The 12,784-nt window shown below is 63.3% G+C and carries 8 protein-coding genes; 3 read left to right on the top strand and 5 right to left on the bottom strand.

What is annotated here, in order from left to right:
* Positions 1–302: 302 nt before the first annotated feature.
* A complete protein-coding gene (locus tag EB235_RS29180) occupies positions 303–1,748 on the top strand; it encodes a DHA2 family efflux MFS transporter permease subunit (RefSeq protein ID WP_027033930.1) in 1,446 nt (481 codons plus the stop codon).
* Between the two features lie 268 nt (positions 1,749–2,016).
* Positions 2,017–2,205, top strand: coding sequence for a hypothetical protein (locus EB235_RS29175; protein ID WP_027033932.1), 189 nt, complete (start codon positions 2,017–2,019; stop codon positions 2,203–2,205).
* A 939-nt stretch (positions 2,206–3,144) separates the two neighbouring features.
* On the opposite strand, the gene EB235_RS29170 is transcribed toward EB235_RS29175, so the two are convergent.
* Positions 3,145–5,037 (bottom strand): ABC transporter ATP-binding protein, encoded by a 1,893-nt coding sequence (locus tag EB235_RS29170; protein ID WP_080681092.1) that lies wholly within the window; start codon positions 5,035–5,037, stop codon positions 3,145–3,147.
* Positions 5,037–6,893, bottom strand: a complete 1,857-nt coding sequence (locus tag EB235_RS29165) for an ABC transporter ATP-binding protein (RefSeq protein ID WP_027033934.1) — start codon at positions 6,891–6,893, stop codon at positions 5,037–5,039. Before EB235_RS29165 ends, EB235_RS29170 begins: the two co-directional genes overlap by 1 nt.
* A gap of 255 nt (positions 6,894–7,148) precedes the next feature.
* On the opposite strand from EB235_RS29165, the gene EB235_RS29160 reads away from it, so the two are divergent.
* Positions 7,149–8,582: an NAD(P)-dependent oxidoreductase gene (locus tag EB235_RS29160; protein ID WP_027033935.1), complete on the top strand. Its 1,434-nt coding sequence runs from the start codon at positions 7,149–7,151 to the stop codon at positions 8,580–8,582.
* A 45-nt stretch (positions 8,583–8,627) separates the two neighbouring features.
* Here EB235_RS29160 and EB235_RS29155 read toward each other — a convergent pair whose 3' ends face one another.
* The 3 genes from EB235_RS29155 to EB235_RS29145 all read right to left on the bottom strand — a co-directional run bounded on the left by EB235_RS29155 (position 8,628) and on the right by EB235_RS29145 (position 12,765).
* The gene (locus EB235_RS29155; RefSeq protein ID WP_027033936.1) at positions 8,628–10,124 is read right to left on the bottom strand and encodes an HAL/PAL/TAL family ammonia-lyase; all 1,497 of its coding nucleotides are present in this window, start codon (positions 10,122–10,124) and stop codon (positions 8,628–8,630) included.
* Between the two features lie 148 nt (positions 10,125–10,272).
* Positions 10,273–11,376 carry an alcohol dehydrogenase family protein gene (locus tag EB235_RS29150; RefSeq protein ID WP_027033937.1) on the bottom strand — a complete coding sequence of 368 codons (1,104 nt, stop codon included), beginning with the start codon at positions 11,374–11,376 and terminating at the stop codon, positions 10,273–10,275.
* A gap of 9 nt (positions 11,377–11,385) precedes the next feature.
* Positions 11,386–12,765: an aspartate aminotransferase family protein gene (locus EB235_RS29145; protein ID WP_027033938.1), complete on the bottom strand. Its 1,380-nt coding sequence runs from the start codon at positions 12,763–12,765 to the stop codon at positions 11,386–11,388.
* Between the last annotated feature and the right edge of the window lie 19 nt (positions 12,766–12,784).

Raw genomic sequence — 12,784 nt, 5'->3', positions numbered from 1 at the left:
TGGGGAGGAAAGCGGCCCCTGACTGGACACGTTCCTTCACGAAATCGGGACGGGCGCTCGCTGAGCTCAGTGTCTCGAGATGACATCGGGATGCGGTGGCCTGCCTTGCCGATGTCTCTGTCCCCCCATGGCACCGGTCAAGATTTGTTGACTTCCAGCGAGGCGGAAATGACTACCCTTGACCTATTTGTCGGACCATAAGACGGGCCGTGCGATCCGGCCCCCGCTGGCTGGCACATGTAAGGCAATCTTGTCTTTGAACCGGGATGCGCCACTTTGGCCAGAGCATTTAAGCCGCCTGCATGACGGAATTGGCCAAAGCATTGGAACAGCCGCAATTTGCCACCGAGCGTGATCCGAGGCTGAGGCTGATCATCCCGATCATCGTCGCCATCGCCTTTCTGATGGAGCAGCTCGATTCCACCATCATCACCACCGCGATCCCGGCCATCGCGCACAGCCTCGACACGACGCCGGTCCGGCTCAACCTTGCGATCACCACCTACATTCTGACGCTCGCGGTTTTCATTCCCGTCAGCGGCTGGTTTGCCGACAGGTTCGGCGCGCGCAGGGTGTTCGCGCTGGCGCTTTTCACCTTCACTCTGGGCTCCGCATTGTGCGGCATGGCCAACAGTTTCGGCATGCTGCTGGCGATGCGCGCCCTGCAGGGGCTGGGCGGTGCCATGATGACGCCGGTCGGGCGGCTGATCCTGCTGCGCAGCTTTCCACGCAGCGGCCTGGTCACCGCCATGACCTACATGACCTTGCCGGCCATCATGGGGCCGGTCATCGGGCCGCTGCTCGGCGGCCTGTTGACCACCTACGCGTCATGGCGGTGGATATTCTATGTCAACGTGCCGTTCGGCTGCGTTGGCATTCTGGCGGCGCTGCGCTTCGTCGACGATTTCCACGAGGAAGCGGTGCAGCGCTTCGACTTCGCCGGATTTCTAATGGTGGGATGCGGCGTGGCGCTGCTGCAATTGGGACTGGAAAGCATCGGCCGGCCGATTATTCCTGTTTCCGCGACGGTGCTGGTCCTGGTCGCCTCCGTCCTGCTGCTGCTCGCCTTCGGGCGCTATGCGCGCCGCGTCGTGGCGCCGGCCGTCGACCTGACGCTGTTTCGGTTTCGCTCGTTCTGGGTCGGCACGCTCGCCGGTGGTCTCTGCCGTGTCGGTCTCAACGGCGTACCGTTCCTGCTGCCGCTGATGCTGCAGGTCGGCTTCGGCATGAGCCCGGTCACATCAGGCTCGCTGACATTCGTCGGCAGCTTCGGCGCCTTGCTTATGCGGCCGCTGCTGTCGCCGCTGCTGCGCCGCTTCGGCTTCAGTGTCGTGCTGATCGGCAGCGCGATCGTCGGCTCCGCCGCCGTGGCGGGTTTCGCCCTGATCGGGGCCGATACACCGCATTGGATGATCGGTGTTTACGTCTTTCTGTTCGGCATCATCCGTTCAGCGCAGTTCATGACCTCCAACACCTTGTCGTATGCCGACCTGCCGGGCGAAAAACTCAGCCGCGCCACCAGCCTTGGCGGCGTTCTGCAGCAGCTCAGCGTGTCGCTGGGTGTTTCGATCGCCGCCATGGTGCTGGGCCTGGTTGCAGGCGAAACCCACACCGTGACGCCGGAACGTTTTCACCAGGTGTTTCTGTTGACCGCGATCATCCCGCTGATCTCCATTCCCGGATTTTTGTATCTGGGCGCTGAGGATGGCGTGCAGGTCAGCGGTCACGTCCGGGGATTGCGCAAATAGGTCCTATGATCTGCGCAGCGGTGCGCTCGTCGCCCTCGAGCTAGACCCATCCTACCAGCCTCATGCATGCCTATGCGCTGTTTGCCCGGGCGCGATGGCAGCCGGCGAAGGTCCGGGCTATGATCAATTTTCTGGTCGAGCGGCTGTGTAGCCTTCTCCGGCTTCGCGCGCCCGGTACGGACCGTGTGAGCCGCCTTCAGCTTGTCAGGCATTTGTACTGGATAGACAACCGGAAAGCTTCGAAGCGCCTGCAGAGGGAGTCCTAGCGGTGGCCTATATGGTGATTTGGTACGGGAAAGAGGGCATCGTTGAGAAGACGCCCTTCGATGCCGAGAGAGCCGCAAGAGATCACGCGCTGGCGACATTTCTTGCTCGAAAGCAGAACGACGGAATCGTCGGGGTGGAAGTTCGCAAGGACGATGGCACGGTTGTATTCAGTCAAGCAGGAGCCAGCTAAGTTGGCTGGGTCGCCGCCGCTGTGCTCAGTGCCTACAGGTCCAAAAGATCGTCTTTCAATCGGCCGAGCAGATCAGGTCTGTTCGAGGATAAAACGAAAAGGCCCGCGCCTCTGGCGGAGGACGCGGGCCCTTGGAGCAGGGATTCCGATCGGGCGGCAGCACTGCCAACCCACAACTCTTGAAAGCTCCTGAAAGCCTCGAAGGATGACTTACTGACTGCGTCGGTTCAGGCAACGACGAAGCTGGCCAAAAGACCGCAAAAACAAGTCACAGAGGTACGGCAAGAAGCCAGCGAACCTCCAGGAAGCTGTTGTGCTGACTATCCATACCGGACCTAGTACCAGCGTCCACGGCCGTAGAAGCCGCCGCCGCCTACCAGAAAAACAATCAGAACGATGACCAGAATTGTGGTGATACTCATGTGCGCCTCCTATGAGCGCGCCCGGCGGTTTTCACCGTTCGTCGCTCTTGCCCTGTAGGGCGTGAATTGATCCTGTGACTGTGACATCCACCAACGTTCGCATGGCATTCTTGTTCCAATGGACCTATCGGGCATGATCAACCCAGGAACCGCTGGCCTGTCATCTCCGCTGGAAAGGTTTCAGAAAACATGTCCGGGGTTCACCAAGCAACCAACTGGCCTGGCGTGTCTGGTGCGGCACAGTCGCCCACGATCGGAACCTGGCCCTGACAGGCTCGTCACCTTGCAGGGCGTCGACCAGTATCTTTGTCTTCGACACCGAAGGAATAGCTGATCCTGAACGCAGCGCTTCTGCCGTGGTCAAAGGGCGAAAGCGTGATCGACTCTTTCAATCGCCAGCGCCCATTCACAGGCTGGCGACACCTGCTTTGTACGCTTCCGACAGTCAGTTAGCGAGTCGTTCCGCGCGCCGCTGAATTGTCGGCCGATACGCTGATCTTCGCTGGAACGGCACCATTCACGTCGCTTTGCCGACCGCCGCGTCCATTGCCATCTCTTCCTGCGAAATGTCGTCGAAAGAGGCGTAGTTCATGTTGTAGAGGCGGGCGTAAAGGCCCTTCCTCTGCATCAGTTGTTCGTGGTTGCCGCTTTCGACGATCTCGCCATTCTGCAAGACGATGATGCGGTCGGCGCCGCGGATGGTGGCCAGCCGGTGGGCGATGACCAGACCGGTACGGCCCTCCAGCAGTTTGATCAGCGCCTTCTGGATCAGCATCTCGGTGTAGGAATCGATGCTGGCGGTGGCCTCGTCGAGCACCAGGATCTTGGCGTCGGCGACCAATGCGCGCGCAAAACTGATCAGCTGGCGCTGGCCGAGCGAGAGGTTGCCGCCGCGCTGTTCGAGCTCGGTGTCGTAGCCATCGGACAATTGCTCGATGAAGTCATGCGCGCCGACGGCCTGTGCCGCGCGCACCACTTCCTCGCGGCTGGCTGACGTCTTGTGGTAGCGGATGTTCTCCAGCACCGTGCCCGAGAACAGGAACGGCTCCTGCAGCACCATGGCCACCTGGTCGCCAAGCGAATCCTGCGTGAGGTCGCGCACATCGTGCCCGCCGACCAGGACCTCGCCCGACCAGACATCGTAGAAGCGGTGCACCAGTGCCATCGAGCTCGACTTGCCCGATCCGGTCGGGCCGACAAGGGCGACGGTCTCGCCCGGATTGACGCGGAAGGAGATGTTCTTCAGCACCGGCTGGTTCGGCCGGTAGCCGAAAGTGACGTTCCTGAATTCGACCGAGCCATCCATGTCGCGCGACAGCGCCACCGCGTTGTCCTTGTCGCTGACATCCACCGGCACGTCGAGCACTTCGGAGATGCGCTGGCCCGAAGCCATGGCGCGCTGCATGACTGAGTATTGCATGGTGAGTGAGCGGATCGGGTCGAAGAAACGCTGGATGTAGAACAGGAACGCCACCATGACGCCGACATCGAGGCTGTGCGACAGCACCATCGAACCGCCGACGACGATGACCGTCGCCATGGCGATGCCGGTCAGCGTATCGACGATCGGCACCATCACCTGCGCGTATCTGGCCGACCGCAGATGGGCGTTGAGATTGGCCAGCACCTTCTCGTCATAAAGGTCGAAATTGACGTGCTGTCGTTCCAGGCTCTGCACGGTGCGCACACCGTGGATACCTTCGGCCAGCGCGCCATTGGCGATCGAGTTGGTTTCATGCGCGGCCATGAAGGCAACCTTGGCGCGCGGCAGCCAGAACAGGCGCACGATGAAGAGCACCGGCATGGTCGACAGCGTCAGCAACCCGAGCCGGAAGTCGAGCCACAAAAGCACGGTGACGATGCCGAACAGCAGCACGATGTCGCCCACCGACATGACGGAGGTCTCGAGGAATTCCTGCATCGAATTGACGTCGCCCTGCAGACGCGACATCAGCCGGCCGACCTCAGTCTTATCCATGAAGCTGAGTGACACGCGCTGCAGATGGCTGAACATGGCGCGGCGCAGGTCTGACAGCACATTCTCGGCCACCTTGCCGACGACGCTTTCTTGCACATGGCTGGCGGCGTAGTTGATCAGGATGATGACGGTGAAAGCGATGATCGCGGAGATCATTACCGAATGGTCGAGCCTGCCCGCCGCCATGCCATGGTCGATGGCGTAGCGGATGACCAGCGGAATCGCCAGCTGCGTCAGCGTGAACACCAGCACCGCCGCGACCGAGATGAAGATCCGGCCCTGATAAGGGCTGACGAAGCTCCAGATGCGCCTGATGATGCGCGGATCATAGGCCTTGCCGAAAACCTCTTCCTCGTCGCGATGCGAGCCGACAACCGCCTTGGTCGGCCGCCCGCTTTTGTCTTCCTTCTCGTCGTCGTGCTGCGTCGACATCATGCGGCTCCCTCGAGCCGATCGTCGTCCGGCCGCAGCTGCAGGTCGTAAAGCGCGCGATAGCGTCCACCGAGCGCCAGCAATTCCTCATGCGTACCGCGCTCGACGATGCGGCCGCCCTCGACGAACAGGATCTGGTCGGCATGCATCAGCGAGCTCAGCCGGTGCGAGATGATGAGCGTGACACGATCCTTGGCGAAGCGTTTCATCGCCGCGCGGATCCGCTGCTCGGTGCCGGCGTCGATGGCCGCGGTGGAATCGTCGAAGACCAGAACCGACGGCCGCAGCATCAGGCTGCGCGCGATGGTCAGCCGCTGCCGCTGGCCGCCTGAGAGCGAGGCGCCGCGTTCGCCGACGACCGTGGTGTAGCCGGCCGGAAGCCCGATAATGTAGTTGTGCAGTTGCGCATATTCGGCGGCCTGCCCGATGCGGGTTTCGCGCGCCCAGGGATTGCCATAGGCAATGTTGTTCTCGATCGAGGTGGTGAACAAGAATGCGTCCTGCTGCACGACGCCGACCGCCTTGCGCAGCGATTCCAGCGTGACCTTGCTGATGTCGTGTCCATCGATGGTGATAGCGCCTGACGTGACGTCGTAGAAGCGCGGGATCAAATGCGCGATGGTCGACTTGCCGCTGCCAGGCGGGCCGACAATGCCGATTGTCTCGCCAGGCCTCGCCTCGAAGGAAATGCCGGACAGGGTCGGCCGGCCACCCGCGCCCGCATAGCGGAAACCGACATTGTCGAACCGCAACACGCCCTCGGTGATGACGAGATCCCTGGCATCGGGTGCATCCTGGATGTCGAGTTCGGTGTCGAGCAGTTCGAACAGCCGCGTGCCGCAGGTCGAGGCGCGCGCGAACGAGTTGACCATCAGGCCGAGCTGGCGGACCGGCATCTGCAGGATGGTCATGAAGGTGAGGAACTGCGCCAGCGTGCCGACGCTGATCTGTCCCGCAATCACTTTCTGGCCGCCAAACCACAGCACCAGGCCCATGGCGGCCAGGAACGAAAAATTCATGGCGCTGGTGTTGGAGACGCGGATGTCGACACGTTCATTGGCCAGCTGCAGCGCATCCTGCTTGGCGCGGTCGAATTTTGCCAACTCGTGGCGCTGCGCCGCGAAGGCGCGCACGACACGGATGCCGCCGAGATTCTCGTCCATCACTCGGCTCAACACCGACAGCCGCTCCTGCAGTGTCAGCCAGGTGCTGCGCAGTGCCAGTTGCGTCACCGAGGAGCGCCAGGCGACGAACGGCACGAAGCTGAGGCTCAACAGTCCGAGCACGAGATCGGTGCTGATCAGGAGATACGCGCCAACGCCGATCAGCACGCCAAGCAGCACCACGCGCAATATGCCGGTGGAAAAGAACATGCGCACGCCGTCGAGATCGAGCAGCCCGAGCGTGATCAGGTCGCCGGTATGGACCTTGTCGTGGTAGGCGAAGCTCAGGCGCTGGATCTTCTCGTAGAAGGCCAGGCGCAGTTCATAACCGGTGCGATGGCCGACCGCCTCGCCATAATAGTTCTGCGCCATGGTGAAGAGGCCGCGCAGGATGCTGACGACGAGCAGCGTCAGCGCGGTATTCCACAGCGCCTGCTCCGCCGCGGTGCCGGCGCCCGCGGCCATCACGCCTTGCGCCTGGTCGATGGCGCGTCCCAGCAAGCGTGGGATGAAAAGCTGCAGCGTCGCGGCGATGAAGGTCGACACCAGGGTGATGGCGACCTGCCAGGGGTGGCGCAGCGTCATGCGCACGATACGCAGCAAGGTGCTGAGGCCCTTGCCCCAGGAGGCTTCCGCCACATGGGCAAATGATTTGCCGCGCTTGCCCGCGCTGCTGGTTGCATCCGTTGCCAAGGAAATATCCAGTCCAATCCGGACATTAGCCCGGACGAATGAAGCAGACTCAGTTTTGATGGGGCGATGTTACGCGTGTCGGACTTGGCCGTTCAAGGGGCCAATGGCGGCATCGCACTGTGCCTGACGCGATCGTGTCGCAACTTGCCGCCGGTTTGCCGCCGGCGGTCGATCTGACGCCCTTGCGGGCGGATAGGTTCTGATTATTCAGGGTTGGCGCAGCAGGGCCCTGCCGTTCTTGCATGGGGAAAAGACGTGAACACAAGCACACTGGCCGCGGAGCCGATCAATCCGCAGAGGATCTACGCCGTGCTGATCTGCGACCTAGTCGGCCTGAGCTTCGGACCCGATGGCAAGCCCGACCCGAGCGAAGTGCGCGCCCATATCGAAGCCAAGGGCGGCCGCTTTCACCTGTCAGAGCTTGGCGACAAAGCGGGTCTCGAACGTGGCCGGGTGCATTTCTTCTACCAGCCGGACCTGAGCACCCGGGAAGAGCTGATCGAGGCCGCTGCCGATGGGCGCTATGACGCCGTCATTGCCGCGGCGACCTTCCTGCCCGCCGAAACGGTCTTTCCGCTGGCCGGTGTGCGAATTGGCGCCGGCACCGGCAATATGGGTTCGCGCTCATGGGGCGGCGGCAGTGGCGAGGGCGGCACAGCGGTGCTGATGAACACGCCCGGCATCAACAGCCGCGCCACGGCGCAGATGGTGATGAAGGCGACCCTGAAGGTGCTGCCGGATCTCCCGGTCGACTTGCTTCATGAGCGGGTGGCGGCCGGCGCCTTCGACACCGGCAGGGAACTGCGTGATTTCCCGACCGAAAAGCTCGAAGGCAAGACGATGGCCATCATCGGCTACGGCAATATCGGCCGCGAGGTCGCCAAGCTTGCCCGCGCCTTCGGCATGCGCGTGGTGATCCATGCACGGCCACGGCACCGCGACTGGGTAGAAGCCGAGGGCTTTGCCTTTGCGCCGGACCTTGTCGAAGCGGCTGAAGGCGCCGATGTGCTCAGCGTCCATGTCGGCCTGGGCAAGCAGGACGCACAGACCGGCCACTACGCCAATGCCGGGCTCGTCGGCGCGGATGTCCTGTCCCGCATGAACAAGGGTGCAGTGCTGATCAATTACGATCGTGGCGAACTTGTCGATGTTGCGGCGCTTGGCGATGCCCTCGATACAGGGCAGGTGCGCCATGCAGCTATCGATGCCGACCTGTTCAGGGACGCCTCGACGGGGCGCCTTTCCGGGCCGATGCTGCCCTATCTCGACCTTGTCGAGCGCCATGGCGCCAGGCTCGAACTTCTGCCGCATGCCGCCGCCGATACGGACCATCGTTCGCGCGTTGCCGGCGCCAAACAGGCCGTCGACCAGCTGTTCGATGTCATCTGTTGCAAATCGGTGACCAACGCAAAAGGCACCGTGCCGCCGGGCTATCTTTCCCTGGGCGCAACGACGCCCCCCGGCATCGGGCCGGTGACGGCGGATCATCTTTTGAAATTGACATCAGGCGAATGCTCCGAACTGGCGGATGTCTGTGATCGGCAAAGCCGGTTGTGGAAAACCCTGTCGGACACGTCGCCCACCGAGCGCGGCAGGATCGTCGCCGAGCAGGGCGAAGGACTCGTCCGGCTGATCGACCGCTTCTGCCTGTTAGCCGAGAAACTGAATCTCAGGGGACCGTACCAATAGTATCGGCCTGCCGTGGAAAACGGGTACGGGTGGAGGAGCGCTGGCTCAGTCCCTCGGTCCCGCCACCATCCGCGCCATCCGCGTCATGTCCGTGCTCATCTCGCGGTCATCGTCGAGCGGGTTGACGAGCGCGCGCACAGCGGCAAAGGTGCGCTGCGGTCCTTCGCCCATGCTGTCGACGACGCCGCGCAGTTCCACGCCGGTGGCCGCGAAGATCAGTTCCATGGCCACGAGATAGCGCATGCGCTCGATGATCTCGGCGGTCTTGGCCACCACCCTGGGCGCCATCGACGACTGGTCCTCGATGCCGTCGGAAACAGCCAGCGGGCTGAGCGACATCGGATTGGCCAGATGCCGGATTTCGGCTTCCAGCGCCGATAGCGGCTTCTGCAACTCCGCATAGCCTTGGCGGCTGCCGCCCCTGGCCGACAGGAAGCGCGGCAGGTCGGCGATAACAGGTGACATCAGCTTCATGCAGCGGTTGGCGGTGCCGACGGCGCAATGGGCAAGCGCCTGGCCGAGCTGTTCAAAGGCCAGCGTCATCGCCGTGAGGTCGAAATTTCCGTTCGAAATCACCCGTTCGCCCTCGGCCAGGATCACGGGATTGTCGCCTGAATGGGTCAGTTCGATCTCTGTGGCCAGCTTTGCCTGTTCGAACGCGTGCAGCAGGCCACCCCAGGCCTGGGGTACGCAGCGATAGCTGAGCGGATCCTGCAGGCGCCGCGCCGCTCTGTCCTTCCACAGGCCGCTGCCGGCAAGCTCCGAGCGCAGCTGCGCGCCGATCTCGCGCTGGCCGAAGGCCGGTCGCGCGGCAAGAGCATCCTCGTCGATCGCGGTGAGAGACGAGCGGAACGCCTCATAGTTGAGAGCGACAGCCGCCAGCGCCCAGTCGATGAGATGGGCGACGTCTTCGAGGCAAAGGCACGCGGTTCCTGTCGAAAGGCTGTTGGCGACGATGATGGCGTGGCCGTCCTTCTCGCGCAGGTCGAGCGGCTCGAGCCCGGCGAGCGCCAGCGCCTCGGCGGAAGGCATGACCCGGCCTTGGAACTCTGCTTCGCCATCGCCGCGCAACGACCTTGCCATATGGCCAAGGTGGGCAAGGTCCGCCGCGCCGATCGAGCCCCAGGTCGGGATCACCGGATGGACGCCGGCATTGAGCGCAGCCACTAGGCCCATGACGACACGCTCGGAAGTGCCGGTGCCGCCGGCGGCCATGCCTGAAATGCGCGCGACCATCATCGCCCGCACCGCCTCGGTCGGCAGCGCCGGTCCGATACCCATGCTGTGGCTGAGCGGCACGCTGTGCTGAAAAGCGATCAGGTCGGCCTGCGCGAGCGGCGTGTCGACACAGGCGCCGAGGCCTGTCGTGACGCCGTACATCGGCTTGCCAAGCCCAGTCAGATGCTCGATGAGGGCGCGGCTTGCGCGGATGCGGTTCAGTGCCGCTTCACCCAGCATGAGCCGGGCGTTGCGGCGCGCGATCTCGGCGACGTCGGCCACGCCGAGCGGCCTGGCGTCGAGCAGTATCATCCGGGCTGTCATGTCTCGCCTGTATCCTGTGACCAGAGGCCCGGACCAGCGGCGCGGCGGGCGTCACCGTTTGTGGCGGCTTGCTGGCCGGACTGCAAGCCATTCCCATTGGGGCAGAGGCGAGAGGGCAGGCGGAGGCGAGGATGCCGGATTTCTGAACCTATGCAGATCGCTCCGCGATGGCGTCGGGCACCACCACGAGCTTGCCGACAAAATCCTTGGCGATGAAATCGGCCTGCGCGTGGTGGAAATCGGAGAGCCGGTAGACGCCGCCGACCAGGGGCCGGATCTTTTTGGTCTCGATGTATCCAACGATGCGGCGGAAATCGGCGCGGGTGCCCTGGCTTGAGCCATGCAGTTGAAGCTGCTTCAGATACATGGTCCTGAGATCGAGCTGGACAACCGGGCCGGCGATCGCACCGGCGGTGGTATAGCGCCCCTCCGGCCTCAGGACACGCAAGAGGTCGTTGAAGATCGCGCCGCCGACGAGATCGGCAACCACGTCGATCGGCTTGCCGCCAGTCGCTTCAGTCACAGCCTGCGGTAGGTCGGCGACGCCACGGGTGATAACGGCCTCGGCGCCAATGTCGAGCACCGCCTGTTCCTTGCCCTTGCCGACAACCGCGTAGGGAATGGCGCCGCGCGCGCGTGCCAGTTGCACGATGCCCGAGCCGACGCCGCCCGAGGCGCCGGTGACCAGCACGCGTTCGCCAGCCTTCAGACCGGCGCGCTCCAGCATCTGTTCGCCGGTCAGGTAGGCGCAGCAGAAGGTGGCGAGCTCGACGTCGCTCATGTCGGTGTCGACGACGTGCGCATTTTCAGCCGGCACCGTCTGGTATTCGGCATAACCGCCGTCACGGCCGTGGCCCATATAGTCGATGTCGGCGAGCGAATCATCGTCGCGGTTGTAGATGGAGAAATCGACCATCACCCGTTCGCCGATCCGGTCCGGCGACACGCCTTCGCCAACGGCAACAAGGTGGCCAACCGTGTCGGCGCCTTGAATGCGGGGGAAGGTCAGGGTATTTCCTTGCCGCCGCCAGCTCGACACAGCGGCGGCATCCTCCTCGGTGCCATAGGCGCCCTGGCGCACCCAGACATCGGTGTTGTTCATGCCGCAGGCGGTGACCTTGACCAGCACTTCACCTAGGGCGGGCGAGGGCACTTTCACATCGGTGCCGTAGACGAGCTTTTCCGGCCCGCCGTGCCCGGTGAGCAGCACGGCGGCCATGGTTGCGGGAAGGGTTTTGGTCATCGCATTCATCGGTCGATCTCAGAGATTGGCAAACACATTTCTCACCGCGTCCGCCGTCTTCGAAACGACGATGTCGGCTTCTTCGCGGGTCAGGCAAAGCGGCGGAGCGAAGCCGAGGATGTCGCCCTGCGGCATGGCGCGGCCGATGACGCCGCTGGCGGCAAGGGCTGTCGCCACTTGTGGGCCGATCTTCTGCGAAGCGTCGAAGAACACCCGGTCATCCCGATCGGCGACGAACTCGACCGCCGCCAGCATGCCGTCGCCGCGCACGTCGCCGACATTCTCGTGGCCGCCGACCGCCTTGGCCAGTTCAGCCCGGAAATAGGCGCCGGTTTCGCGGGCATTCGTCACCAGGTCCATCTCGTCGATCAGTTCGAGATTGGCGACGCCGGCGGCAACGCAGATCGGATGCGCCGAATAGGTCCAGCCATGGCCGAGCGAGCCAAGCCTGTCGGAACCTTGCACCAGCACCTGCCATATCTTGTCGGCGACGATCACGCCCGACAGCGGCGCGTAGGCAGAGGTCAGCCCCTTGGCGATGGTGATCAGGTCCGGCTTGATGCCGTAATGGTCGGAGCCGAACATGGTGCCCAGCCGACCGAAGCCCGTCACCACTTCGTCGGCGACCAGCAGCACGTCATACTTCTTCAGTACGGCCTGGATCTTCTCCCAGTAGCCGGCCGGCGGCGGCACGATACCGCCGGTGCCGAGGATCGGTTCGCCGATGAAGGCGGCGACGGTTTCAGGACCCTCAGCCAGGATCATCTCCTCGAGCTTGTCGGCGCAGTGCTGCGAGAACTGCTCTTCGCTCATCGAGCGATCGGCGCGGCGAAAATAATAGGGCGCCTCGGTGTGCAGGACCGGCGCACGCGGCAGGTCGAAGGCGTTGTGAAACAGGTCGAGCCCGGTCAGCGATCCCGTCATCACGCCCGAGCCGTGATAGCCGCGCCAGCGCGAGATGATCTTCTTCTTCTCCGGCCGTCCCAGCACATTGTTGTAATACCAGATCAGCTTGATGTTGGTTTCGTTGGCGTCCGAGCCGGAGAGGCCGAAATAGACCCTCGACATGCCCCTGGGCGCGCGGTCGATGATCATCTTGGCAAGCGTGATCGAGGCCTCGGTGCCATGCCCGACATAGGCGTGGTAGTAGGCAAGGTTCTTCGCCTGGGTCGCGATGGCATCAGCAATTTTCTGGCGGCCATAGCCGACATTGACGCAATAGAGGCCGGCAAAGGCATCGATGCTCTTCTTGCCATTGTTGTCCCAGACGGTGACGCCTTCACCGCCAGCCATGATGCGCGTCGGGCTCTCGCCTCGCGCGTGCGTACCCATATGGGTCGAGGGATGGAAGAAGTGGTCGCGATCCCAGGCGGCGAGTTCGTTGGACTGGTCGAGCATTCTTTTTACTCCTTGAGAT

This window comes from Mesorhizobium loti R88b, assembly GCF_013170845.1.
Lineage (GTDB): Bacteria > Pseudomonadota > Alphaproteobacteria > Rhizobiales > Rhizobiaceae > Mesorhizobium > Mesorhizobium loti_B.
The sequence above is the reverse complement of the archived record's forward strand: the minus strand, read 5'-3'. Positions and strand labels throughout refer to the sequence as shown.

What these genes read in the sequence shown, in the direction of transcription:
- EB235_RS29155 (WP_027033936.1), bottom strand. Translation starts at nt 10,124, where the DNA reads ATGACAGCCCGGATGATACTGCTCGACGCCAGGCCGCTCGGCGTGGCC.
- EB235_RS29145 (WP_027033938.1), bottom strand. Translation starts at nt 12,765, where the DNA reads ATGCTCGACCAGTCCAACGAACTCGCCGCCTGGGATCGCGACCACTTC.
- EB235_RS29150 (WP_027033937.1), bottom strand. Translation starts at nt 11,376, where the DNA reads ATGAATGCGATGACCAAAACCCTTCCCGCAACCATGGCCGCCGTGCTG.
- EB235_RS29170 (WP_080681092.1), bottom strand. Translation starts at nt 5,037, where the DNA reads ATGTCGACGCAGCACGACGACGAGAAGGAAGACAAAAGCGGGCGGCCG.
- EB235_RS29180 (WP_027033930.1), top strand. Translation starts at nt 303, where the DNA reads ATGACGGAATTGGCCAAAGCATTGGAACAGCCGCAATTTGCCACCGAG.